This window comes from Flavobacterium erciyesense (assembly GCF_018069925.1).
GTDB classification, from domain to species: Bacteria; Bacteroidota; Bacteroidia; order Flavobacteriales; family Flavobacteriaceae; genus Flavobacterium; species Flavobacterium erciyesense.
The window spans coordinates 550,064-576,734 of sequence record NZ_JAGPXB010000001.1; the positions used below are offsets into that span (position 1 = coordinate 550,064).

22 protein-coding genes are annotated in these 26,671 nt (G+C 35.1%); 8 read left to right on the forward strand and 14 right to left on the reverse strand.

Annotated elements, in window-relative coordinates; all coding sequences use genetic code 11:
* Window positions 1-11 precede the first annotated feature (11 nt).
* Together KBJ98_RS02540 and KBJ98_RS02545 are read right to left on the reverse strand one after the other, a co-directional pair.
* On the reverse strand, window positions 12-1,451 hold the full coding sequence (locus tag KBJ98_RS02540; protein WP_210788111.1) for a hypothetical protein: 1,440 nt from the start codon (window positions 1,449-1,451) through the stop codon (window positions 12-14).
* 453 nt (window positions 1,452-1,904) lie between these two features.
* Window positions 1,905-3,446: a glycine--tRNA ligase gene (locus KBJ98_RS02545; RefSeq protein WP_210788112.1), complete on the reverse strand. Its 1,542-nt coding sequence runs from the start codon at window positions 3,444-3,446 to the stop codon at window positions 1,905-1,907.
* Between the two features lie 97 nt (window positions 3,447-3,543).
* Between KBJ98_RS02545 and KBJ98_RS02550 the strand changes: the two genes are divergently transcribed.
* Complete coding sequence (locus KBJ98_RS02550) at window positions 3,544-4,227, forward strand: ComF family protein (RefSeq protein WP_210788113.1); 684 nt, start codon at window positions 3,544-3,546, stop codon at window positions 4,225-4,227.
* A gap of 201 nt (window positions 4,228-4,428) precedes the next feature.
* A complete protein-coding gene (locus KBJ98_RS02555) occupies window positions 4,429-5,037 on the forward strand; it encodes a superoxide dismutase (RefSeq protein WP_210788114.1) in 609 nt (202 codons plus the stop codon).
* Window positions 5,038-5,483: 446 nt separating this feature from the next.
* On the opposite strand, the gene KBJ98_RS02560 is transcribed toward KBJ98_RS02555, so the two are convergent.
* From KBJ98_RS02560 to purN, 4 genes are all read right to left on the reverse strand, one after another.
* Window positions 5,484-7,382 carry an amidophosphoribosyltransferase gene (locus KBJ98_RS02560; RefSeq protein ID WP_210788115.1) on the reverse strand — a complete coding sequence of 633 codons (1,899 nt, stop codon included), beginning with the start codon at window positions 7,380-7,382 and terminating at the stop codon, window positions 5,484-5,486.
* A 123-nt stretch (window positions 7,383-7,505) separates the two neighbouring features.
* Window positions 7,506-8,429, reverse strand: coding sequence for a PfkB family carbohydrate kinase (locus KBJ98_RS02565; RefSeq protein WP_210788116.1), 924 nt, complete (start codon window positions 8,427-8,429; stop codon window positions 7,506-7,508).
* A gap of 96 nt (window positions 8,430-8,525) precedes the next feature.
* Entirely contained in the window at window positions 8,526-9,008 is a 483-nt protein-coding gene (gene rnhA, locus KBJ98_RS02570; RefSeq protein ID WP_166132796.1) for a ribonuclease HI, read from the reverse strand.
* A gap of 2 nt (window positions 9,009-9,010) precedes the next feature.
* Window positions 9,011-9,601, reverse strand: coding sequence for a phosphoribosylglycinamide formyltransferase (gene purN / locus KBJ98_RS02575; protein WP_210788117.1), 591 nt, complete (start codon window positions 9,599-9,601; stop codon window positions 9,011-9,013).
* 176 nt (window positions 9,602-9,777) lie between these two features.
* Between purN and KBJ98_RS02580 the strand changes: the two genes are divergently transcribed.
* The 5 genes from KBJ98_RS02580 to pyk all read left to right on the forward strand — a co-directional run bounded on the left by KBJ98_RS02580 (window position 9,778) and on the right by pyk (window position 14,226).
* Entirely contained in the window at window positions 9,778-10,014 is a 237-nt protein-coding gene (locus tag KBJ98_RS02580; protein WP_007137004.1) for an acyl carrier protein, read from the forward strand.
* A 177-nt stretch (window positions 10,015-10,191) separates the two neighbouring features.
* The gene (fabF, locus tag KBJ98_RS02585; RefSeq protein ID WP_210788118.1) at window positions 10,192-11,445 is read left to right on the forward strand and encodes a beta-ketoacyl-ACP synthase II; all 1,254 of its coding nucleotides are present in this window, start codon (window positions 10,192-10,194) and stop codon (window positions 11,443-11,445) included.
* Between the two features lie 4 nt (window positions 11,446-11,449).
* Window positions 11,450-12,190: a ribonuclease III gene (gene rnc, locus KBJ98_RS02590; protein WP_210788119.1), complete on the forward strand. Its 741-nt coding sequence runs from the start codon at window positions 11,450-11,452 to the stop codon at window positions 12,188-12,190.
* 114 nt (window positions 12,191-12,304) lie between these two features.
* The gene (locus KBJ98_RS02595) at window positions 12,305-12,790 is read left to right on the forward strand and encodes an IPExxxVDY family protein (RefSeq protein WP_210788120.1); all 486 of its coding nucleotides are present in this window, start codon (window positions 12,305-12,307) and stop codon (window positions 12,788-12,790) included.
* Window positions 12,791-12,795: 5 nt separating this feature from the next.
* The gene (gene pyk / locus KBJ98_RS02600; RefSeq protein ID WP_210788121.1) at window positions 12,796-14,226 is read left to right on the forward strand and encodes a pyruvate kinase; all 1,431 of its coding nucleotides are present in this window, start codon (window positions 12,796-12,798) and stop codon (window positions 14,224-14,226) included.
* 77 nt (window positions 14,227-14,303) lie between these two features.
* On the opposite strand, the gene KBJ98_RS02605 is transcribed toward pyk, so the two are convergent.
* The 3 genes from KBJ98_RS02605 to KBJ98_RS02615 form a co-directional block, all read right to left on the reverse strand.
* A complete protein-coding gene (locus KBJ98_RS02605) occupies window positions 14,304-14,819 on the reverse strand; it encodes a PAS domain-containing protein (protein WP_210788122.1) in 516 nt (171 codons plus the stop codon).
* 96 nt (window positions 14,820-14,915) lie between these two features.
* Window positions 14,916-15,998 carry a DNA polymerase IV gene (dinB, locus tag KBJ98_RS02610; protein WP_210788123.1) on the reverse strand — a complete coding sequence of 361 codons (1,083 nt, stop codon included), beginning with the start codon at window positions 15,996-15,998 and terminating at the stop codon, window positions 14,916-14,918.
* Window positions 15,999-16,044: 46 nt separating this feature from the next.
* Window positions 16,045-18,132, reverse strand: a complete 2,088-nt coding sequence (locus tag KBJ98_RS02615; protein ID WP_210788124.1) for a recombinase — start codon at window positions 18,130-18,132, stop codon at window positions 16,045-16,047.
* 313 nt (window positions 18,133-18,445) lie between these two features.
* Here KBJ98_RS02615 and KBJ98_RS02620 point away from each other — a divergent pair, with 313 nt between their 5' ends.
* The gene (locus KBJ98_RS02620; RefSeq protein ID WP_210788125.1) at window positions 18,446-18,913 is read left to right on the forward strand and encodes a CYTH domain-containing protein; all 468 of its coding nucleotides are present in this window, start codon (window positions 18,446-18,448) and stop codon (window positions 18,911-18,913) included.
* Here the strand turns inward: KBJ98_RS02620 and KBJ98_RS02625 are convergent, their stop codons facing one another.
* From KBJ98_RS02625 to KBJ98_RS02645, 5 genes are all read right to left on the reverse strand, one after another.
* Window positions 18,914-19,441, reverse strand: a complete 528-nt coding sequence (locus KBJ98_RS02625) for a septal ring lytic transglycosylase RlpA family protein (protein ID WP_210788126.1) — start codon at window positions 19,439-19,441, stop codon at window positions 18,914-18,916.
* A gap of 84 nt (window positions 19,442-19,525) precedes the next feature.
* Window positions 19,526-19,948 (reverse strand): hypothetical protein, encoded by a 423-nt coding sequence (locus KBJ98_RS02630; RefSeq protein WP_210788127.1) that lies wholly within the window; start codon window positions 19,946-19,948, stop codon window positions 19,526-19,528.
* Between the two features lie 95 nt (window positions 19,949-20,043).
* Window positions 20,044-23,289, reverse strand: a complete 3,246-nt coding sequence (locus KBJ98_RS02635; RefSeq protein ID WP_210788128.1) for a TonB-dependent receptor — start codon at window positions 23,287-23,289, stop codon at window positions 20,044-20,046.
* Between the two features lie 354 nt (window positions 23,290-23,643).
* Window positions 23,644-25,296: a glucose-6-phosphate isomerase gene (gene pgi, locus KBJ98_RS02640; RefSeq protein ID WP_210788129.1), complete on the reverse strand. Its 1,653-nt coding sequence runs from the start codon at window positions 25,294-25,296 to the stop codon at window positions 23,644-23,646.
* 158 nt (window positions 25,297-25,454) lie between these two features.
* Entirely contained in the window at window positions 25,455-26,636 is a 1,182-nt protein-coding gene (locus tag KBJ98_RS02645) for a M23 family metallopeptidase (protein WP_370637573.1), read from the reverse strand.
* Between the last annotated feature and the right edge of the window lie 35 nt (window positions 26,637-26,671).

Genomic DNA, 26,671 nt, shown 5'->3' on the forward strand with positions numbered 1-26,671 from the left:
CAATTTTAGTATTAATTACAAGGTTTTGGAGTATAAATTGTGTTGCCATTTTGCACGGTTTCTTCCATTTTAATTGGATTAAAATTTCCATTGCTATCTTGTTTTAGTAACGTTATTCCAGAATTGTATTTGTCCAAAATAATTGAAATTGCTTTAGTTTTACCTTCGATACTAGTATAGGTCATGTCTGAAGTCTGAATTGCCTCTATCTGGTCAAATATAAAGTTTGGAAATTCAGGGCTGTAGCCAGGAAGCTGATCCGCTGGATAATCAGTGACAAAGGCTTTGGCAGCTTCTAGGTCTGTTACCACTAAAGCATACATTGAGCCGTCAGGTAAAACTAAAAAAGTAGTGGTGAAATTGGGGCGTAGCGTGTTCAAACTAACAGCTGCATATATATCGCCTGCGGACATTGGCGTGCCATTAGGATGGTTATGAATTGCTGCAAAAGCTCCCACCCAAGTTGTGTTTGTTTTTACTAAATACTGTGATGTGCCATTATTCATGGGAGCTTGCGTTATTTTCCCATTACTGTCTTTGCCCAAGGTAATACTATGCTCAAAGCCATCCGCATTTGCAGCAGCTTTAATACTTGAAACAGCAGTGGTAAATTCTGCATCTGTAGAGATACTTGTTACAAGCTTTTTTAAGCCTAGACAAGTAAGATCCGTTTCTATCTTTGGTTCGGCTAACCAAGACCCTGAAAAAGAGTTGTATTGATAGGTAAACTGAGTTCCAATTACTATTTGTTGGTGTTGCGGAAATTGAACGTGTTGTAAATGTTGATTATGTGCAGCATGGTTTGGTATAGCAAGTTCAGGTAGTGGAATAGCAATAATATTCCAAGAATTACGCGCGGCATTATATTGATAGACAGTCATAATGCCATCTGGTGCGAAATGTGTAAATTTATCCTTATCTTGTGGTTGTACTGGAAAAATCGCCCATTCACCGGTACCCTCACTATCACCAGAAACACCTCCGTATGAATCATTTTCAGCCTCGCATGTTTTGAATAAGAAAGTTACTGATATAATTTCTTCGCCTATACGGTCAATCCTATACCAGGAGGTACAATAACGGGTAGTTTTAGCTATGATATCTTTAGTATTAGGAAATGCTCTTGAGTGCGCTTTCAATCGTCCTTGATCTAACTCACCTGAAAATTCAAATCTCCCTTCAATAGAGTGAATCAAGACTTTTCCTGAATACGCTAATTCCTCATTCTCATTATTTAGCATGTACTTTATAGTACTATTGTAATCTGAAAAATAATTTTCAAAAGTAATAATTTTTGCTTTTTGAATCCCGTCTTTATGCAAGTACAAAACTAATTTTGTAGCAATTGCTTTATCGTTATCAGTCACATTGCCCAAGTCTGCTATCAAAAGAGTTTGCACATCGTTTAGTACAACAGCCCTTGTACTTTGATAATTTATTGTTGCTATCAAGTCTTTAGCAGTAAACAAACTACCTTCAATTTTTTTGATTACAATACTATTTAAATAATCCTGTATTTCTGTTTTGAATTGCTCCCCGCTAGCTTTCTTGTCCTCTAAATCTTCTTCAACTTGACAAGATACAAATACAGAAAATAGACAAAGAACAAAAAAATTTGAAGCAAGCTTTTTGCGGCAAAAAAATGACTTTAAAACTTCTTTATTGTGCCAAAACAGATTAAGTGCAAAAGCCCACAATTTACAGAACAAAGAATCCCAGCTTAAATAAATCTTATTAGGGGGGGGTAGGAGGTAATCTTACATTTCATAGTTTTATTTTAATGATTAGTTTAGTAAAAATATAAAAAAATATTTACAAATCCATTATTCGATCCGAAAAATTTTACAAAAAAAACCCCAAACTCTTATTCAAGAATTTGGGTGTTTTATTTGAGTTTAAAAAATCTACATTTTCATCAACCAAGTTTTCATTGAAACTTCGTTTTCTATAATTGCTTTTAAATCAGCAATCGCTACACGATCTTGTTTCATAGTATCTCTATGACGAATGGTTACGGTTTGATCTTCTGCAGTTTGATGATCTACGGTGATACAAAATGGGGTACCCAAGGCATCTTGTCTGCGGTAACGTCTTCCCACAGCATCTTTTTCATCGTAAGATACGCTGAAATCCCATTTCAAATCATCAATAATTTGTCTGGCAATTTCTGGTAAACCGTCTTTTTTTACTAATGGTAAAATGGCAGCTTTTGTAGGAGCAAGTACTGATGGCAATTTCAAAACTGTTCGGGTTGATCCGTCCTCAAGTGTTTCTTCTTTTAAGGAAGTAGCAAAAACAGCCAAGAACATTCTGTCTAAACCAACTGAAGTTTCTACAACGTACGGCACATAATTTTGATTCAATTCGGCATCAAAATACTGTAATTTTCTACCTGAAAATTGCTCGTGTGCTTTTAAATCGAAATCGGTTCTGGAGTGAATTCCTTCTAATTCTTTAAATCCAAATGGAAAATCAAATTCGATATCAGCAGCAGCATTAGCGTAGTGGGCTAACTTCTCGTGATCGTGAAAACGGTATCTTTCTTTTCCTAAACCAAGTGACAAGTGCCATTTAAGTCGGGCTTCTTTCCAGAATTCGTAGTGTTTCATTTCTTCGCCTGGACGCACAAAAAATTGCATTTCCATTTGTTCAAACTCACGCATACGGAAAATAAATTGTCTTGCCACAATTTCGTTTCTGAACGCTTTACCAGTTTGAGCAATTCCAAAAGGAACTTTCATACGTCCGGATTTTTGAACGTTTAAAAAGTTAACAAAAATTCCCTGAGCTGTTTCTGGACGCAAATACAAATCCATTGCTGAATCAGCAGATGCTCCTAATTTGGTACCAAACATGAGGTTAAATTGTTTTACCTCAGTCCAATTTCTTGAACCTGAATCAGGACAAGCAATTTCAAGCTCTTCGATTAAAGCTTTTACATCGGCCAAGTCCTCGTTACCAAGAGAGCGAGCCATCCGTTCAAGAATTTCTCTCTCTTTGGCTTTGTACTCCATAACGCGCGTGTTAGTAGTAACAAATTCTTGTTCATTAAAAGCTTCGCCAAAACGAGTTCGGGCTTTTTCTATTTCTTTTTGCGCCTTTTGATTGAGTTTTTCAGCATAATCTTCAATCAAAACATCGGCTCTGTATCTTTTTTTAGAATCCTTATTGTCTATTAAAGGATCGTTAAACGCATCTACGTGACCGGATGCTTTCCAAGTTGTAGGATGCATTAATATGGAAGCGTCAAGGCCCACGATGTTTTCATTCATCTGAACCATAGCGCGCCACCAATATTCGCGTATATTCTTTTTTAACTCTACTCCGTTTTGTGCATAATCATAGACTGCACTTAAACCATCGTATATTTCGCTTGACGGAAAAATAAATCCGTACTCTTTTGCGTGCGAAACTACATTCTTAAATAAATCTTCTTGTTTTGCCATAGTATTGCAAAAATATAAAAAGTGAACTTAAAAAAAAGCAATTTCTTGGAGTTTGAAGTCCTGATTTGATTAATTTTAGCATTAAAACCCTGATTATATGTTTCAAAGCCTCATTAATCTCTTTTTTCCAAAAGTTTGTTCCGGCTGCAGTACCTTATTATTGGGTACCGAAAATATGATTTGCACTACATGCCGTCACGATGCGCCATTGACACATCATCATTTAAACCCTGAAAATGATGCCTACAAAAAATTTTACGGTAGGGTTTTAGTTCAGCATGCTTCAGCTTTATTTTATTTTCATAAAAAGGGAATCGTGCAAGAGCTCATTCATAATCTAAAGTACAAAGGCCATGAAGAATTAGGTCCATTAATAGGTGAATGGTATGCCGGAGATTTAAAAACGGTGGTTGCTTTACAAGACGTAGACCAAATTATTCCGGTTCCTTTGCATCCAAAAAAATATAAAGAACGCGGCTACAATCAAGTAAGCGGATTTGGAAAAGCACTTTCTGAACAGCTAGATATCGCATATAATAACAAAGTACTAATTCGAAAAGTCTATTCGAAAACACAATCTAAAAAAAACTTGCTGGGCAGGTCAGAACTAAACGAGACAATTTTTGATGTTGTTTTTTCTGAAAAAGAGCACAACAAACATTTTTTGTTGGTTGATGATGTACTAACAACTGGCGCTACACTTGAAGCCTGCTCACGTGCTTTATTAAAAATTCCTGGGGTAAAAATCAGTATTGTTTGTATGGCTATGGCGCATTCCTAAAAATTTGATAGGTTGCAAATGGTCTCCGTTTCACTTCGCCAACCTAAAAAAATTTTAATAACTTATTACCAATGTTTTAATTCTAAAAATAAACTACTATCACATAATTTAATGAAATTATAACGAAATAGAATTTCCGTTTCCAAACTTTAATGAGTAAATTTGACTGTTAAATTAATTCACTTATAAAACAAACATATTATGGCTTTTGAATTACCACAATTACCTTATGCATACGATGCATTAGAACCACATATTGATGCTCGTACAATGGAAATCCACCATTCTAAGCACCACAATGCTTACACAACCAATTTGAACGCTGCCATTGCAGGAACAGATATGGAAGGTAAAACCATCGAAAATATTTTAATAAACCTAGATTTAAAAAACGCTGCTGTACGTAACAACGGTGGAGGTTTTTACAACCACAACTTGTTTTGGACTGTAATGACACCAAACGGTGGCGGCTTACCAACAGGAGATTTACTTGCTGCAATTGAAGCCGCTTTTGGAACTTTTGAAGAATTTAAAGCTAGTTTTAGTAAAGCGGGTGCTACACAATTTGGTTCAGGATGGGCTTGGCTTTGTGTACAAAAAGGAGGTAAACTTGAGGTTTGCGGTACGCCAAATCAAGACAATCCATTAATGCCAGGAGTAGGTTGTGGCGGAACACCTATTTTGGCTATGGACGTTTGGGAGCATGCTTATTACTTAAACTACCAAAACAGAAGACCTGATTATATTGAAGCATTTTTCAACGTAATCAATTGGACTGAAGTTTCCAGAAGATATGCTTTAGAGAAATAATTTTTTTAAGAGAATAGAATAAAAAACATAAAGAATAGACAAATGACTTAAAAGTTGTTTGTCTATTTTTTTATCTTAGAAAGTATTCCTAATCATAATTGAAAAAGACGAATAAACACTTGGCTTATTCGTCTTTTTTGTTTTTTCTGTTCTCTTTATTCTATTCTCTTTACTCTCTTCTCTTTATTCTATTTTCTTAATTTTACTATCTTTATTCTACTACTTTATTCTATTATCTTAATTCTCTCCTCTATATTCTTATTTCTTCCTTGACTTTATTCCAATAAAAAAGGTGGAATCTCTTCCACCTTTTTTGCCCCAAATCTACCATAAATTTAACCTACTAATATTATGGTTATTCAAATGTAGAACAGTACTTCAATCACTGCAAATATTTTAGACTAACAACTCATAAAACCGATTAAAAACTATTTAGACTCGAATTGTTAATATGCTCTTGCGTCTTTACCTTCATAAAAATTCATAAAGGCTCTATTTACCACACGATTACCACCTGGAGTAGGATAGTCTCCGGTAAAATACCAATCGCCTAAATTTTTAGGACAAGCTATGTGCAAATTCTCTACTGTTTGAAAAATGATTTTCACTTCAGCCTTAATTTCAGGCGAACTTAACATCTCGGAAATCTTGTCTGATATCTCCTGCGGATGAAATGGTTCGTAAATAGCAGTAACATAATTGACTACCTCGCTATCTTTGAAATTTTCCTGCGCTTTGCATTTAGCATATACTTCATCAACTATATGATACAAATTACGTTCTTTCAATAGTTCAAGCGCAGCTCTAAAAGCAACCAAACCTTCTAGTTTGGCCATATCAATACCATAACAATCCGGATAACGTATTTGTGGCGCTGATGAAACAATTACAATTCGTTTTGGATTTAAACGATCCATCATTTTGATAATACTCATTTTAAGAGTAGTTCCACGTACAATACTGTCATCAATAATAACCAAATTGTCAGTTGGTTTGATTACGCCATAAGTAACATCATATACGTGCGCAACCAAGTCGTCTCTGCTACTGTCCTCAGTAATAAAGGTTCGCAGCTTAGCATCTTTAATTGCTACTTTTTCAGTTCTAATTTTTACAGACAATAACTCTTGCAAAGACTCTTTGGTCAAGGTATTTCTGTTTTCTAGGATAAAATTATTTTTTCGCTGGTTCAAGAAATCCTGTGCCGCTTCTACCAAACCGTAAAAAGAAGTTTCGGCTGTGTTGGGTATGTATGAAAAAACAGTATTGTCCGTATCTTCATCGATAGACTCTAAAACGGCAGGCAAAATTAAACGCCCTAGATTTTTTCTTTCCTGATAAATTTCGGCGTCACTTCCTCTTGAGAAATAAATGCGCTCAAAAGAACACGCTTTTTTCACCGTTGGAGGTAAAATTTCTTTCATAGAAATCGTACCATTCTTTTTGATAATCAATGCATTTCCAGGATCAATTTCGTGAACCGACTCGAAAGGAACATTGAATACCGTTTGAATCACTGGTCGCTCAGATGCTACCACCACAATTTCGTCATCTTGATAAAAGTAAGCAGGTCTAATTCCGGCAGGATCTCTAAAAACAAAAGAATCACCGTGACCTAGAAGTCCAGCCATGGCATAGCCTCCATCTAAATTTTTAGCTGCACGTGCCAAAATTTTAGCTACATCTAATCGTTCTGCAATTACTGGCGAAGCTTCTCTTTTAGTTAATCCTTCGTTTTTACAATCTTGGTATAAATCAGTTACAGCATCGTCTAGAAAATGACCAATTTTTTCCATCACCGTCACCGTATCAGCCATTTCTTTTGGATGTTGCCCCAAATCAATAAGATTCTGAAACAACTCTTTCACATTAGTCATGTTGAAATTTCCAGCAAGAATTAAGTTGCGATGCATCCAATTGTTCTGACGTAAAAATGGGTGTACACTCTCGATACTGTTTTTACCAAAAGTTCCGTATCGAACATGTCCTAAAAACAATTCTCCTATGTATGGGATTTTTTGTTTTTGCAAGGCCACATCATCAGCGTACTCTGGATGGGCTTCCATTTCTTCGTTAATACGATCGTTGATTTGTTTAAAAACATCTTGAATAGGTTGCGCATGATTGGAGCGAACTCTACTAATGTATCTTTCTCCCGGATCGACATCTAGTTTTATACTGGCAAACCCTGCACCGTCTTGTCCGCGGTTATGCTGCTTTTCCATTAAAAGATACATTTTCTGGATACCGTAAAATGCAGTACCATACTTTTCTTTGTAATATTCAAGCGGTTTAAGTAATCTGACTAAGGCTATTCCACATTCGTGTTTTAAAGCATCGCTCATTGTAAGTAATTTGTATTGTTGTGTTGTTGTAATAATAAGTTAACCAGCATAAATTCAGTTTAATAAATAAAATTTACACTGAATTTACGGAACAAAAAAACCCCGTTTCCGAGGTTTCTTGTATTATAGTGTGATATCAAATTGTGTCAATGATTTGAACTGTTGAAGTCGAGACACCACTTCTTCTTTATTCAAAGCAAGCATTCTTTCAGTACCAAATTTTTCTACACAGAAAGAAGCTAGGTTTGAACCGTGAATGATTGCGTTTTTCATGTTCTCGAAAGAGATGTTTTCGCTTTGTGTCAAATAACCTGCAAATCCTCCTGCAAATGTATCTCCTGCTCCTGTTGGATCAAATACTTCTTCAAGTGGTAATGCTGGTGCAAAGAAAATTTCTTTATCGTGAAAAATTAGCGCTCCGTGTTCTCCTTTTTTAATCACCACATATTTAGGACCCATGGTGTGGATTTTTGCAGCAGCTTTTACTAATGAATATTCTCCAGAAAGTTGTCTAGCCTCTTCATCATTAATAGTGATAACATCAACGCGTTTGATTACGTCAAGTAATTCTGGAAGAGCACAATCCATCCAAAAGTTCATAGTATCTAAAACTACTAATTTTGGTTGCGTTTCCATTTGATCTAAAACACTGCTTTGTACCAATGGATGTAAGTTTCCTAACATCACAATCTCAGCATTCTTAAAATCTTGAGGCACTTTTGGCTGAAAATCAGCTAAGACATTCAACTGTGTATCAAGGGTATCTCTTGAATTTAAATCATTATGGTAACGACCGCTCCAAAAGAAAGTTTTACCACCAGGCACCACTTCAAGACCAGAAATATCAATGTTTCTAGCAGTTAATAAATCTAAATATTCTTGCGGAAAATCGTCTCCAACTACAGAAACAATGGCTGATTGCACATTAAAAAACGAAGCTGATAAACCAATGTAAGTTCCTGCTCCACCTAGTATTTTATCTGTTTTTCCAAAAGGAGTTTCAATCGCGTCGAAAGCTACAGTTCCAACAATCAATAATTTATTCATTATATACGTTTCGAATTAAGGGGCAAAGATAGTTTATAAGTTGTAAAGTTGCAATGTGTTGAAACTGTAATATTGTGGTTCTTTTTGAAAAAAAAATCAGATCAATTTTGAATCTTCTTGCTCATAAAAAGCATCAATTGAAAGTTGTTTTTGCATGGATGCCATCACTGCCAACTCATCGCACCTTTCGTTTTGAGGATGATTGTTGTGACCTTTTATCCATTTGAAATTGACTTGATGTTTGCGGTAAACTATTAAAAAACGTTTCCACAAATCGGCATTTTTCCTAGCAGCAAAGCCTTTTTTTTCCCAACCCAACACCCATTTTTTTTCAACAGAGTCGACAACATATTTAGAATCAGATACAACCAATACCTTTGTACCAGGATTTTTAAGTTTTTCTAAGCCTACAATTACTGCCAAAAGTTCCATTCTATTATTGGTCGTCCTGCGAAAACCTTCATAAAATTCTTTTTTATAAGGCTTACCCACCCATTCCATCACAACACCATAACCACCATTGCCCGGATTTCCCTTGGCAGCGCCATCTGTGTAAATATGTACATCGTGCGTAGTCATCTTTAACCTTCTTTATTCTCTGCACTAGCAGTAGTTAAAAGCAAATCTTCTATCACTTTCGGAAAATACTCTTGCTCTAGTTTATGAATTTTAACGGCAACATCATGAGCATTGTCTGTTGGTGTGAGAATTACGCTTTGCTGAAAAATGATATTTCCTTCATCATAATTTTCATTAACATAATGAATAGTGATACCAGTTTCAACTTCTTTATTAGCTACAACCGCCTCATGAATGTGCATGCCATACATTCCTTTTCCTCCATACTTTGGTAATAATGCAGGATGAATATTAATTATTTTATCAGGATAAGCATCAATTAAATTGGAAGGAAATTTTAAAAGAAAACCTGCTAAAACAATCCAATCTGGAGCGAAATTTTTTATTTTTTGCAAAACTAAACCTTCATTTAAATCATTTTTAGAAAAAATTTCAGACGAAATAGCATACTTTTTTACCTTTTCTAGCACAAGAGCTTGCGCATTATTGCAAAAAACAGCTACTACTCTGCCCGACGTTGATTTTTCGAAATATTGAATAATATTTTCGGCATTAGTCCCCGATCCAGAAGCAAAAACAACTATCTTTTTCATAAAATCATCAGTTTTAAGAGCACAAAAAAAAGCATAATAAATGAAATTAAATAGCAATGCTTCGGCTTTGTTTAAATATATTTCATAAATTAGATGTCACATTTATTAACTAAATAGTTGTTTTAAAATAAAGTTTTTTATTTTTGCCAACAAATTAAATTCTAAAATTAAAGATTATGTCAGACATTGCATCAAGAGTAAAAGCGATTATCGTAGACAAATTAGGCGTTGACGAAAACGAAGTTGTAACAGAAGCAAGCTTCACTAATGATTTAGGAGCTGACTCATTAGACACTGTTGAGCTTATTATGGAGTTCGAAAAAGAATTTGACATTCAAATTCCAGACGATCAAGCAGAAAACATCGCTACTGTAGGTCAAGCAATCTCTTACATTGAGGAAGCTAAAAAATAATAAAACATGCACCCGTACACTATTGGTATACGGGTGTTATTATTTTTTTTAAGAAATTAAATTCAAGATTGACATTCAATCGAAAGATATTTATTGTAATACCCATAGCTATTTTGTAGTATTTATACAGTATCAGCATGGGTTTTATTTGTTTAAAGATAACGAAATAAAGAGTTTATGGAATTAAGACGAGTGGTTGTAACAGGTTTAGGCGCTCTAACTCCTATTGGAAATACTATTGAAGAATATTGGAATGGCTTGATAAATGGAGTAAGTGGTGCTGCACCTATAACCTATTTTGACGCTTCCAAATTTAAAACACAGTTTGCCTGTGAAGTTAAGAACTTTAATGTTGAAGACTTTATCGATCGCAAAGAAGCTAGAAAAATGGACCGTTACGCTCAGTATGCCATGGTAGCCTCTGATGAAGCTGTTAAAGATGCTAATTTTGATATGGAAACCCTAGACAAAGACCGCGTAGGCGTGATTTGGGGCTCTGGAATTGGAGGTTTAGAAACATTTCAAATAGAAGTTCTTAATTATTCAGCTGGAGATGGGACACCAAAATTCAACCCGTTTTTTATCCCAAAAATGATTGCTGATATTGCTGGTGGACACATTTCTATTAAATACGGATTCAGAGGCCCGAATTTTACAACGGTTTCTGCCTGTGCTTCATCAACAAATGCTATCATTGACGCTTTCAACTACATTCGTTTAGGTCATGCTGATGCGATGATTACTGGTGGATCTGAAGCCGCAGTCACAATTGCAGGAATGGGCGGATTTAATGCGATGCACGCTTTATCGACTAGAAACGATGATCCAAAATCAGCTTCAAGACCAATGGACAAAGACCGTGATGGGTTTGTACTTGGTGAAGGTGCTGGAGCGTTAGTTTTAGAAGAGTACGAACATGCAATTGCTCGTGGCGCCACTATTTATTGTGAAATTGGCGGAGGCGGAATGTCAGCAGATGCACATCATATTACTGCGCCACATCCAGAAGGTTTAGGTGCTAAAAATGTAATGTTGAATTGTTTAAGAGATGCCGGTTTGCAACCAACAGATGTAGATGGTGTTAACATGCACGGAACATCAACTCCATTGGGAGATATTGCTGAATCAAAAGCAATTTTACACGTTTTTGGAGAACATGCTTATACCATGAATCTGAATTCAACCAAATCAATGACAGGCCATTTACTTGGAGCAGCTGGAGCAATTGAGACAATTTCATCTATTTTATCATTAAAATACGGAATAATCCCTCCAACGATCAACCATACAACAAGTGACGAAAACATTGATCCAAGATTGAATTTCACATTCAATACTGCTCAAAAAAGAGACGTAAAAGTACTTATGAGCAACACCTTTGGTTTTGGAGGTCATAATGCTTGCGTTTTGGTTAAAAAATTAGAGATCTAATTGTATGCGCATACTCAGAAAAATATTTTCAAAATCCCGTTCGAAAGAAAACGGGATTTTTTTTAATTCAATTGCCAAAATACTTGGCTTTGACCCCATAAATCTGGATTATTATTCCAAAGCATTTACACATCGTTCCAGCAACCGTATTGATACCGCAGGAAACCCTGTAAGTTATGAAAGACTGGAATTCCTTGGCGATGCCATGCTTAGCGCGGTTATTGCCGCTCATTTATTCAACGAAGTACCAACAGGTGACGAGGGTTATCTCACCAAAATGCGTTCTAAAATTGTTAGTCGCGAACATCTAAATGAACTAGGCAAAGATTTGAACTTGATACAATTTATCGAAAGTAAAGTACCCGTTCAACATTTTGGCGAAAACATACACGGTAATATCTTTGAGTCGCTTATTGGAGCAATCTATTTAGATAAAGGGTATGATGCATGCGAAAAATTCATTCAAAAAAGAGTAATCGAACCCTACGTTAATATTTCTCGCTTAGAAGGCAAAGTAATAAGTTACAAAAGTTTGATTATTGAATGGTGCCAAAAAGAAAAGAAAACCTTTCACTATGACATCTATGAAGACAATGCGATGGATGGACAAAGATTGTTTGGTGTGAAACTAAGTATTGATGATAAAGTAATTGCCAAAGCAAGAGCTACCTCTAAAAAGAAAGCAGAAGAAAAAGCATCCCAACGTGCATATTTTGCATTTCAAGAAAAAATGGATAGAAAATAATAGTAATTTCTACAAAACTATATCGTTTTCGTTCATAAATTAACAAAAACATCTTATATTGAGGCGTATACACTTCAATAGAAATGGTATATTTACATCTTATTTTTTAACGGAATGGCTATTCATAAACTGAATCTCGGCGAATTTGACGAAATAGATTACTATCTAATTGCAATTCACACCCTAATTGAAGATTATCGTTTGGCCTACTTCATAAATCAAAAACTGCCAATTATTTTAGAAAAAAGCAGTACTGATATCCCGGTAAATAATAAGGAAGGAGAGACTTATTTTTCACGATTTTCTTATTTTGATACTGAAAATGAAGTCAATTGGGAGCTGGTTCAAAACAAAAATGAGGTAAAAAAAATTGCAGAAATCACGACGCAAAACTTATTTTCAAACGTGGCAATGGAAATATCAACTAAAGTATTCCTACTCCCTGAATTTAAAAAAGTCGATTATTTTTTAAAAATAGAAAATAATGAATGCGTTAATATTGCCGATATACAAAGCACATTAAATACAATTGAAAACGTATCAACAGTATACAGTATTGATACGAATCAAATAAAAGCTAAAAACAATTTAATTTTTTAATAAAAATGCTTACAAACAAAAAAACGAAAATTGTAGCCACACTAGGGCCTGCATGTAGTACAAGAGAAATCATCAAAGACATGATTGACGCTGGTGTTAACGTGTTTCGAATTAATTTTTCTCATGCAGACTACGAAGATGTTAAAGAGAGAATACAACTTATTCGTGGATTGAATGAAGAATTTGGGTACACTACTGCTATTTTAGCCGATTTACAAGGTCCTAAGTTGCGCGTAGGAGTTATGGAAGAAGGCGTTGTGGTAAATGATGGTGATTTAATAACTTTTACTACTGCAGAGGATATTTTAGGAACTGCGAAAAAAGTATTCATGAAATACCAAAACTTTCCAAACGATGTAAATCCTGGAGAGCGTATATTATTAGATGATGGAAAACTGATTTTTGAAATTGTTGAGACTGATAAAAAATCAGAAGTTTTAGCAAAAGTTATTCAAGGTGGTGAATTAAAATCTAAAAAAGGAGTGAACCTTCCTAATACAAAGATTTCATTGCCTGCGATGACAGAGAAAGATATTGCAGATGCTATTTTTGCAATTGGTCAAAATGTTGACTGGATTGCTTTATCATTTGTAAAAACACCACGAGATTTACAAGATTTACAGGAACTTATTGCAGAACATTCTGAGTATAAAATTCCGATTGTTGCAAAAATCGAAATGCCTGAGGCGCTAGAAAACATTGATAAAATTGTTGCTTTTTGTGATGCGTTAATGGTAGCACGTGGTGATTTAGGTGTTGAATTACCTGCGCATGAAGTGCCGTTAGTTCAAAAAGAATTGATTCGTAGAGCCAAAACAGCACGTATTCCGGTTATTGTTGCTACTCAAATGATGGAGACTATGATCACTAGCTTAACGCCAACACGTGCAGAAGTGAATGACGTAGCCAACTCTGTAATGGATGGTGCTGATGCTGTGATGCTTTCTGGAGAAACTGCTGCAGGAAATTACCCAGTGCAGGTTATTCAAAAAATGACGCAAATTATTGAAGCAGTAGAAGATTCTCCGCTAATTCAAGTACCACAAAATACACCACAAATTAAGACTAAGCGTTTTATCACAAAAACTATTTGCCATCACGCTGCGACTATGGCTAACGTAATCAAAGCAAAAGCAATTTGTACCTTAACAAATAGTGGTTACACTGCTTTTCAAATTTCGGCATGGAGACCTAATGCACATATTTTGGTTTTTACATCTAACAGACGCATCTTAACGCAGCTTAATTTACTGTGGGGAGTTAAATCTTTCATGTACGAAAAAGATGTTAGCACTGATGACACCGTTACTGATGTGAATGAAATAGCAAGAGAAAAAGGTTTTGTTGAAAAAGGAGACTTTTTGATTAATCTTGCAGCAATGCCAATTAAAGATAAAGGTATGGTAAACACCTTACGTGTATCTGAAATTGAATAATACAATACCAATAAAAAAATCCATCTTTAAACCTAAAGATGGATTTTATTTAAACCTTTCTACCTAGAGAGGTTTTTTTATGCCGCTTTTTCAAATGCAATGTAGTGACTCAATTCTCCTTTGATATTAAAAACTGGAAAACCTTTGATTGTACAAGCGTAAATACTGCCGTCCTTTTTATAATTCATAACTACTTTTTCGAATGATTGTTGGGATTGAATAGCCAAACGAATTTCTTTTGAGATAATATGGTTGGTAGCCTCTCCTTGAAATATTTTAGGGCTTTTTCCTAGCACTTCACTCACTTCATAGCCATTCATTTTAACCATATTCTGCGAAGCAAAAACGATTCTTAACTGCGCATCAGTAACAATAACAACCTCTTCTTGTAACTTTTCTTGTAAATCCCATTCATTTGAAACCCACTTATTATCTTGAGCAATGGCCCTCAACTTTACACTATCCACAAAGATATTTTGCAAATCTTTGCGGTATTCATGGTGAAAATCAAAGGAATAAAGTGGTAGCGTTTTAACGCGCATTGCATTGTAATAGTTGGCAATAGCTGAATCGTACTGATGTAAAGTGCTCATGATCATTTTCATTAGAAAGATCAAATGTATATTTATTTAAAAACATACAATAGGATTAATTCAACTTTAACCATTGTTGAACGATCAATGTGGCACTCAAAAATTGAATTTTAATTGCACTACAACAAATTTTTTCTCTTCGTTATTTAAATTACTCAACGAAATACCTAACAAGCGTACCGAATCTTTGAGTCGTTCCTGATACAGCAGTTCTTTTACATTTTCAATTAACAATGCTTTGTCTGCTATAAAGTAAGGCAAAGTTTTACTGCGAGTTTGCTGTGTAAAATCACTGTATTTTATTTTCAAAGTAATTGTTTTACCTGCTAAACTGTGTTTTCTGAGTCTCTTTTCTAAAGAGTTTGCGATGATTTCCAATTGCTCCATCATAAAAACCTCCGAGGAAAGATTGACATCGAAAGTATGCTCTGCAGCAACCGATTTTGTAATGCGATGTGATTTTACCTCACTATTGTGAATACCACGTACTACGTCATAATAAAAGTGACCGGCTTTACCGAAATGTTTTTCTAAAAATTCTAATGATTTACTTTTTAATTCCCGTCCTGTAAAGATCCCTAATTGATACATCTTTTCAGTGGTTACCTTGCCCACCCCATAAAATTTACGAATAGGAAGCTCTTCTAGAAACAAAATTACTTCGTCAGGATTAACCGTTTTTTGGCCGTTTGGCTTATTGTAATCACTGGCAATTTTCGCAACAAATTTATTAATTGATATACCCGCAGATGCTGTAAGACCAACTTCTTTAAAAATTCGCTCTCGAATTTCCTGCGCTAGCAAACTAGCACTAGGATTGCCTTTTTTATTATGAGTCACATCAAGATAAGCTTCGTCTAATGACAAGGGCTCTACCAAATCTGTATACTCATAAAATATTTTCTGAATCTTACCCGAAATCTCTCGATAACGATCAAATCGCGGGCGTACAAACACTAAATCAGGACACTTTTTTTTGGCCAAAACGCCACTAATAGCACTTCGAACACCAAACTTTCTTGCTTCATAACTTGCAGCTGCAACCACTCCACGATTTTCTGAACCACCAACAGCAATAGGCTTTCCTTGTAACTCCGGATTATCCATTTGCTCTACAGAGGCATAAAAAGCATCCATATCTACATGTATAATTTTTCGGTATGAAACAATTTCACTCATAGTGGCTATTTGTTGACGTGTTGCCCGTTAGCGTTCTAGGAAAAGATTAGTGTTTTTTAGATTCATCAGTGTCCAAGTAATTTTCAATTACGGCAGATTTAGCTTTAATTTCGGTAGGAAAGAAAAAACTAAAGGGACTGGATTTAAAATGTCTCCAAATGGAAATGGTTACAAAACGCAATTCGAATACTGAAATTGCTCTTGATCGAAATGCTAGTCCGAGGGACAAACTAAAACTAACCAAAAAATTAACCAAACCAATAATACCGATACCAAAAATCCCCCAAATTAACATATCGGTTGGGACTTTATAATTCGCTCCATACATGGCTAGCGCCAAATTACCGCTACCAAAAGTAATGTGTCTAATATCGAGATTAAGCCCCAAAAATAAACCAATCGAGGCCGTACTACCCATGAATACGCCAAACCAAAAATTAGATATAATTCCTGCCCATTTTTTTTCATACAAGTGCGCGAATCGAGTGGTTTTATTCTTCCCGAAATACCTTTTTAAAACGGGATGCTCACTTATTCTAAAATACACTTGATTGTGTTTGTCTCTATTGGCAACACTCCCTGAAATAATACCTGATAAAAACAGAAACACACCTGCAATTGCAGCATGAACAATTGCTAATGAATGTATCGGACTCAAATCGATAACCAAAGTTTTCCATTTAGTTGCTGCAATATTGTAATCTAAATAATAATCAATAAGCCAAATCCCTAAAAGTGAAACCGGAAAAGCCATAATCACGTTGCCAACAAAGGCAATAAATTGGGAACGAAATACTCGAGCAAACAATATCGCAAACGCTTTGTATTTTTCAGTATCCTTACCTTTTTTAAGGGCTCCGTCTTCGAGCGCTTTGATAAGTGCCGCCGCTGTCATGGCGGGCTGTTTCGTGGCCAAGGTAAAACCTAATAAATAAATAGTGACAAAACCAAAAGCATAGTTCATGCTATATAAAAACGCATGACCAAAATAACTAGTTTCTACTTTTGACAACAACACTTTTATAATACATAATATACCAACAATAAAGCCACCACCAACAGCAGTTCGGAACATTTTGTAGTATTCTTTTCGGCTTTCGGTAATGTAATGTTCTCCTGTTTTAGCAGTATGCTGCGTTATTTCATAGGACAGTAGTTGCGTACTTTCGGCAATAAATTTTCGAACGTTGTTTTTATAACAATTGTACTTTATGAGTTGAAGTACGAGACTAATTCCGTTGGCTTTTTTGTGTTTCTCATCGTCAACTACCAAAAGGGAAATCAAAAATTTAAGTCGAACTAATTGTTGTCTGATTTTTAATAAATTTTGATTGACACGAAGCGAAATTCCATATTTGGAACTATTGTTAAAAGCGGTTTCTACAAAGTCTTCGCACTGCTTATACAAAACAAGTAATTGCGCGTATGATAAATCGTCAGTAGTTATGTAATGATTTTTCGACTCTTTAATCCGATCTTCAATAAGGAACAACTCCTTTTCGAAAGCAGAAAAAGGACTCTCTAAATTTTCGAATTCAGGTACCATTTTAATCACATCGGTTTCCATTGCTCGCCCACTGATACGTTGGGTCAGCAAATGCATGGCTACTAGCAATTCACTTAAAACTGAATTGGACTCAACATCGTCATAGATAGATTTAAATTTAAGCAAATCACTCAATTCTTGCAATTGTTGCATCGGGATTTTTGAAATCCAAATTCCATCGTTAGCGAGATAAAAAACTTGATTAAAAATATATTCAAGTGTATCCTTTTGAGGTTGATAAGGCAAAAACTTAGCAAAAATGCGTTTTTTAACTTCAAAAAAGAAATCGGCATCTTGCAAAATTGCAGCATCAGCTAAAATTTTATTGAATTTTTTATTTGCAAATATTTCGGCTAAATAGATGGAAAACTGCTTCCGACAAGCAAAATTGTTTTGCAAAAAAACAATGACGTCTGTGATATCTACCGTTTGAATATTCTTGGTGGATTTTGGTCTAATTAAACCTATGAGCTCTACTAAAGGTTGTAAGGGATCATTTGTTTCCCGCCATGATTGTGCAACACCAAAGAACTCGGTCAAAATACCTGCTACGGTTGGATGCGCATTTGTTTTGGAAAATAATTTCATGGTGCAAATCAGTTTCTGTAAAAATACAAATCGAAGGCCAATTTAAGGTACTATTATTCGATTATTGAAAGCAACTATTTCAATGTTTATTACAACATCTTTGTAAATGACAGGAAATGAAGATTGCAACTGCAAAAACAAAACTCCTATATTTGCAGTTCAACCTAGCCCAGATAGCAGTGAAAATTTACGAAGGCGCAAATTGCATTTTTCTAGCAAAAAAGAGCGACGCAAGAAGCTCCTTTTTTGTAATAGAAAAAGAATTTGAGCGGTCGTAAATTGAAACGAATAGCTGGAAAAAGCTCCTAAAAAAATGATTGAAATTGAAAGAAAATTTTTGGTGAAGAACGATACTTTTATTGACCAAGCAACTACCAAAAAATACATAGCACAAGGATATTTGAACTCAGATCCGCTGCGAACTGTGCGTGTGCGAACCAAAGGCGATCAAGCTTTTTTGACCATAAAGGGACAAAGTAGCGCTAGCGGAATGTCGCGTTTTGAATGGGAAAAAGAAATAGCAGTTGATGAGGCTAAAGCCTTACTGTCACTTTGCGAAAGTGGAATTATAGAAAAAACACGCTATGAAATCTATTTAGAAAAACATACGTTTGAAGTAGATGTTTTTCATGGCCTAAACGACGGATTGATTATTGCCGAAATCGAGCTAAAAACAGAGACCGAAACATTTGAAATACCAGATTGGTTAGGTATTGAAGTTACGGGAGATAAGCGCTACTACAATTCCTATTTGAGTCAGCTACCTTTTAGTACTTGGTAATTAATCATTGAGCACCTCAATGGTCACTAACATACCGCCACTTGCTTTGTTAGAAGCAATTTCCATAAAAGCTCTTTTGGTAAGATCAATTTCTCTTGAACGCACAAATGGACCACGATCTAATATTTCAACAACTACCGACTTTCCGTTTTTTTCATTAGTAATACGCACTTTGGTACCAAAAGGAAGTTTTTTGTGCGCAGCCGTGTACTTATTATTATCAAATTTTTTACCGCTAGTGGTTCGTCTGCCATTGAATTTGTCGGCATAGTAGGAAGCGTGCACTTGCTTTTTGTATGGTTTAAAAACACCCGTGTATACAAGAGTGCTATCAGCACTTTTATCTGATATTACTGTGCCTACTTTGTTTTTTTTGATTGTGTCTTTTTCTGCAACCAATTTTGAAGTAACATTCTTTTCTAAATTAGTCTTCGGACTTATTTTACTCTGTCTATCTGCGGTGTTAGTTTGACCACTTACCTGAAACAAAACTGCGATACTAAATAATAAAGTAAATGCTATTTTCATATGTATTTTATTAGTTCAACTCTATTTTACAAAAACCGTACCTAGAAAAAAAAAGCTCTATTTCTAGAGCTTTCTATAGGTTAATTACAACCATAAATTCCAAGGAATTCTGCTTAAAATAAGAAGTAAACCAATACCGTAAAATATTGAAAATGTTTTGAATTTACTTTCAGATGATGCCAAATTTTTATGTTTAGACCAACCAACTGTAATAAGAGCGATTGCGATAATGTTGATTAATGGATGCTCCAATGATGTTAGGCGTAATGCTTTATCTGACATTTGCCCTAAAGAATCTAAACCTAGAGGTGAAACAAAATACAGAACGAGTCCTACTAAAAGTTGAATATGGATAGCAATTAAAGCAAATAAAGCAATTTTTCTATCTTTAGACGTGAACTCTTTACCTGAAAATTTACCGATTAAAGCATTTACCACTGCCACTACTAAAATTAAAAGTGCTAAATAAGCCCAACCAGAATGAAATTTTTGAATGAATTGATACATAAATATTGATTTTGTTTAAAACAAATATAATAAAAAAAGGCATAAAAAAACCCTCATTCCTAATGAAATGAGGGTTTTTTTTATTTAATATCAAACTAGTTGAACGTGTAACGAACACCAGTTTGCATTTGCCATCTTGATGAGTTTAAACCAACATCATCAACTTGGTTAATGTTATTTCCAACAGTCGGGTTGTAACTGAATGTAGGAGTATTTGTTCCTGTTACAAAACCAACTTGAGTTAACAATTGTACTTGGTCATTGTTTGTAAAATATCTTTTACCCCAGTTTTTATTCAACAAATTAGTAAAGTTAAATACATCAGCAGTAAGTTCAAATGTATGTTTCTTTTTACCGATAGTAAAAGTAAATTCTTGAGCAAATTTTAAATCAACTACGTGAGTAGTTTTCAAACGATCACCGTTACGTTCTGCGTAAGTACCTTTTCTAGTTCTTAAGTACTCATTTCCTTCAATGAAAGCGCTTAAAGCTTCCCATTGTTGTTGCGGAGTTAAAGTATTAGAAGAAGTAGAAACCAATCTAATTTCACTTTGTGCAGCCGGTACATAAATCAAAGCAGAGTTTGAGAAAGTATCTTGTAATAAACGTCCTGCATCATTGTATACATAACTAATTGGAGTACCTTGAGCACCTTCGTAGAAGAAACCAATTCTAGTTTTAGTAAAGTCACTCCATTTTAATGTAGCATTACCGTTAGAAACTACTCTTCTTCCTGGATCAAAATCAGATCTTGACAAACGAAGAGCATTTGCTCCGTTAACAGTTTCTGTATTGTTCCATTGTGAACTGTTTTGAGAAGAAGTTGCATCTAACAAGACTGTAGATTCTCCATAAGATAGAGTTCCTGAAATGTTTGCATCAATGAAATCAGATCTAAAGTTTTTAGCTAATGTAAAAGCTACGTTGTAAGCTTTACCTTCGCTAGTGTTTGAACCTAAATAAACACCTAAGTATGTATTATCAACTCTGTTGTTACCATTGTAACGTGGTCTGTTATCTGCTCCTGTTAAGAAACTTGAAGCAGGTCTGATATTTAAGTTTTCATAAGTTACAGCGCTCATGTTATCATTATAAGTAACCTCAGATGTAAACACAAAACCTAAAGGTAACTTTTGGTCTACAGCGAAACTAGCTTTGAAAACTTGAGGCAATTTGAAATCTTTAGCAAACAAATCGATGTTACCACCTCTTCCACCTGAACCTGGCAATGGACCAAGAGCAGTAGTTCCATTCATAATTTGACTATCAACGCTAGGATTTGGGTCAAATACCGGCATTTGAGAAGCAGATGTAATTTGAATTGCTCCTTGAGTTACACCATTATTATTGTATGTACCACCTGGCCAAACTAATGGTAATCTAGATGTGAATACACCCACACCACCTCTAATCTGAGTAGATTTCTTACCGTTTACATCGTAATTAAATCCTAAACGTGGTGCAAAATGCGCAGTGGTGTTGATTGCTTCTCCAACTCTAGCACCTTGTAAATTTTTACCTGCTGCTTCTAACAAACCTACGGTTCTATTGTTGAAATCAGCATTTCCTAATCCGTCTTCCCAAACTGGAACATCAACTCTAACTCCGTATGAAAGTTTAAAGTTATCTGTTACTCTCATGTCATTCTGAACGTAGAAACCAAATTGTTTAGTACCAAACTCAGCAGCACCTTGTGAGTCATCACCACTTCCTCCTATTAAAGAGTAGTTCAAGATATATCTGTTTGGTTTTCTATCTAACAAGAAATCATCAAGATTTGAGTAACGGTAAGAACCAAAGTTATTTCCGAAGAAAACGTTTTTAGATTGAGAAAACTCATTGTGAGTTCCAATTGTAATTTTATTTCTACCAGTATTAATTTCGAAGTTATCCGTAATAGTCAATACTTTTTGGTCTAGCAAGTTTGCTGTTGAGAAACCTTCAGCACCAAAAAAGATACTTTGATTTGCACCGTCAAAAATTTGAACAGTTGGAAAAGGATCTCCTGACGCATCTCTATCGTCAGCAACGTTTGTATAAGCTACAACTAAATTATTTGAAAATTTATTTCCAAATCTAGAGTTCAACTCTAACGATGTTGAATTCGTTACAGAATTAAACAATTGACTACCGTTTTGAAAACTAATTGCAGTAGCTGATGAACGGCTTGGAGAAAACTGATCAGCCTTTACATAACTGTGTTTTAAAGACAATTTATGGTTATCATTTATATTCCAGTCAAACTTACCAATCAACTTATCACTCTTCAATGTACGTACATTATTATCAAAAGTCCCTGGATCATAACCATAAGTAGCAAGCTTTGTACGTAACTCATCTAATCTATTTCTTGATAAACCTGTGTAAGTTGACAAATCGAACGGCTGAGGAGTTTCATTATCTTGTCTTTCGTAATTCAAGAAAAAGAAAACTTTATCTTTAACGATTGCTCCACCAGCGCGTACACCATAAGTTTGTGCTGAGAAATCAGCTAACTTTTGTCTTCCATTTGTACCTGCCAAAGAAGGCGGAGTTTTTCCTGCTAGATTTTGATCTCTATTCAAGAAATAAGCCGATCCTTCAAAATTATTTGTTCCTGAACGAGTAATTGCACTAATTGCACCACCAGCAAAACCAGAAAGTTTAACGTCATAAGGCGCAACACTTACTTGAAATTGCTCAATTGCATCAACAGAGATAGGACTTACTCCTGTTTGACCTCCGTTAGTTCCATTTGCAGCTAAACCAAAAACGTCATTACTTACCGCACCATCAATATAAATGGCATTAAATCTGTTGTTTTGACCACCAATTGACAAAACATCATCTCCTCTTAATTGTGCTTGAGGTGTCAACCTAGCAAAATCAGCAATGTTACGTGATAATGATGGTAATGATTTAATTTTGTCAGAGTTGATTACTGTTTGAGCACCAGTTCTTTGCGTGTTAAAAGTATTATCTCTTGTTGCTTTTACAACTACTTCTTTCAACTCGTTAGACTCTTCCGCCAAAACCACTCTTAAAGCTTTGTTTTCACCTAATTGCAAAAACACATCGCTGTTTACAAAATCAGAGAAACCAACAAAGGTTACCGTAATTGTGTATGGCCCACCAACTCTCATGTTTGAGATACTAAAATTACCTGTTCCGTCAGTAGAAGCAGAGTAACGTGTACCTGAAGGAGTGTGTACCGCTAAAATAGAAGCGCCTGGCAAGGATTGCTTATCCTTATCATAAACACTACCACTAATAGAAGAATTAGTGTTTCCTTGTGCATAAATGCTAGGAGTAGCACAAAAAAGTACCGCCAGCACTAAAAACAACTTTAATAATTTTTTCATATTGATTAGTTTATTAATATTTGGCAAAATTATAACATTTTTAGTTTATTAAGTTAACACAACGTTAAGAAAGCTAATTTGGAAGAATTAAAAATTGAAGTAATTACTGATTTTAATGCATAATGATCAATATTTTAAAAATATTCTCAACAAAAAAGACAAAATGATAAATTATATGCAAATATTAAGAGTTAAAAATAATAGAAAAAAAATGCAGTTCTTCAGTTAAAATCATTTAAAAAGAGGCTATTAACCATAAAAAAGCCTCAATATGTATTTTATCGAGGCTTTTGTTATTTGTAAATGGTTCAAAACAAGAATGTTTTCAAGCAAATTGATGAATCAAATTTTGATTTATTTGTTTTTTAAAAAATATTCAAGCAAAAACGTTGTAGAACTATCATGTGTGTTAACAGACTTACTCTCTATTTCATTTAATATAGAATTTGCTAACTGTTTCCCTAATTCTACCCCCCATTGATCAAAGCTAAAAATATTCCAAATTACGCCTTGAACGAAAATTTTATGCTCGTACATCGCAATCAATGAACCAAGAGACGCAGGAGTTAATTTTTGAATTAAGATTGTATTGGTCGGTTTATTACCTTCAAAAACTTTAAAAGCTCGCAACTCATTTGCTTTGGCTTCGCTTAATCCTTGTTTATCGAATTCAGCCTGCACTTGCTCAGCCGTTTTTCCGTGTAACAATGCTTCTGTTTGTGCAAAGAAGTTAGACATTAGCTTATCATGATGATTTTCATCGCCATGTAGAGAAGAAACGTATCCAATAAAATCTGCTGGAATCAATTTGGTACCTTGATGGATTAATTGAAAAAAGGCGTGTTGCGAATTCGTGCCCGGCTCACCCCAAATAATGGTTCCGGTTTGATAATTTACTTTTTGACCATCGCGACCCACACTTTTACCATTACTTTCCATGGTGCCTTGTTGTAAGTAAGGTGCTAATTTTTGCAAATATTGCGTGTACGGAATAAGCGCTTCACTCTCGGCACCAAAAAAATTATTGTACCAAACACTTAGCAAAGCTAAAACTACAGGAATATTAGTATCAAACTCGGTAGTTTTAAAATGCTCATCCATAGCATTTGCACCTGAAAGCAATTGCTCAAAATTAGCATATCCAACAGATAGACTGATAGAAAGTCCTACCGCACTCCATAATGAAAAACGACCACCAACCCAATCCCACATTGGGAACACTGCATCGGGATCAATACCAAAAGCTGTAACTTTTTCGATATTGGTTGAAACTGCCACAAAATGTTTGGCAATATCAGCCTGACTTGTCCCAAACTCTTCGGATAAAAACCACTTTTTAATAGTTTCTGAATTCGTTAAAGTTTCTTGTGTGGTAAAAGTTTTTGAGACAATTACAAAAAGTGTTGTTTCGGGATTTAGTTTTTTAATTACTTCTTGAACATGATCACCATCTACATTAGAAACAAAATGCACATTCAAATGATTTTTGTAATACGCAAGCGCCTCTACTACCATCGCTGGCCCTAAATCAGATCCACCAATTCCTATATTTACAACATCAGTAAATGGTTTACCCGTATATCCTTTTCGTGCTCCAGAAGTAACTTCATTGGTGAACGATTCAATTTTGGCTTTAACCTCATTTACCTCTGGCATTACATTTATACCATCAACCATAACAGTAGCATCCGCAGGAGCACGCAAAGCAGTATGCAGTACGGCTCTATTTTCGGTTTGATTGATAATCGCACCTCCAAAATATTCCGCGATAGCTTCTTTTAAACCAACTTGATTGGCTAATTCAAGCAATAACGAAAGTGTTTCGTTAGTAATGATATTTTTAGAAAAGTCTACCAAGAAATCATTCCATTGCAAGTTAAACTGAGTTGTTCTGGTTGCATCTTGCTGAAATAAATCTTGCATTTTTGCCTCTTTCATGGTTTGAAAGTGCATTTCTAACTGTTTCCAAGCAGCAGTAGCCGTTGGATTTATTGTATGTAAGGCCATTGAATTGGTATTTGTAGTAAAATTAAAAGTGTTGCAAAAATACTTAAAAATGTTGGAAACGTTTCTACCGCCATCAGGATATAACAATATGAGGCGAAAAACTGTATTTTATAAAAAATCAAACACTAGTTAAAATCAGCTCCTCAGAAAACCGCAAATTATAAATTTGCAATGCTATCCAATTCGAATTTAAGTGGTGTGATTTGCTTCATAAAACGATCTTTATTTGCACCTGACATCGGTTCGCCCGAAGGTAATTTTAATCGAAGCGCATCGACTTGCACACCATTTTTCCAGAAACGATAACAAACATGCGGTCCGGTAGCTAAACCTGTACTGCCAACCAAGCCAATTACTTGACCTTGAGTAACACGTTGCCCTCGGCGAACCAAAATTTTAGACATGTGCAAATACTGTGTAGAATAGGTACCATTGTGTTTTACCTTAACAAAATTACCGTTACCTGCTGTGTAACCGCTTTGTTCCACCACACCTCCAGCGGTAGTAGTTATAGGTGTGCCACGGGGTGCTGCATAATCAGTTCCTTTGTGTGCTTTCCAACGATGTTGTACCGGATGAAATCTGCTGGATGAAAATCGAGAGGAAATACGACTGAATTTGATAGGCGACTTTAAAAAGAAATTCTTGAGTGTTTTGCCCTGTTCATCGTAATACTCTACTTTATCACTATTGGAATTGGGTTCAAATGCGAATGCGTAAATTATTTTGCCTCGGTATTCAAAGAAAGAAGCTTCTAACTCTTCGACGCCGTCATAAATGGAATCATTGATATACCGTTCAGTAAACGTCAACGCAAAACGATCGCCTTTTTTTAATTTCATAAAATCAATAGAATAGGCGTAAATTTTTGCGATTTTACTAGCCAACGCGCCTTCAATTTTTTCGTTACCCAAGGTTTCCGATAACGATTCTTTTAAAACACCACCAATGGTGCGGCGTTTAATAGTAACCGGTTTTACTTTTTTATAAACAGCAATGGCTGTATCTCTAAAATCAACAACGTAGTAACTCAAATTATCTGGTTGGTAGATAAAAACCTGAAGGTCGTTTTTTTTGTTTTTAGAACGTAGCAAAGTAAACGGCTTGTTAATACGAATGGACCGCACATCAAAACTATCTTTTACTTTAGCTATGATATCATATACTTGACGGTCTCCAATATTTTGAGATTCTAACAAAGTACCAAAAGTATCTCCTTTTTGAATCGTGTCGTGTACCACATTAAAATCAGCGTATACAAAACCGAACTCTCCCTTTTTTGGAACAATTGTTACTTTTTTTTCTTCGTTTACTTCTTCTGATTGTTTACAAGAGACCATTGTAAACACTACTAATATTATTATAAAAATTTGTT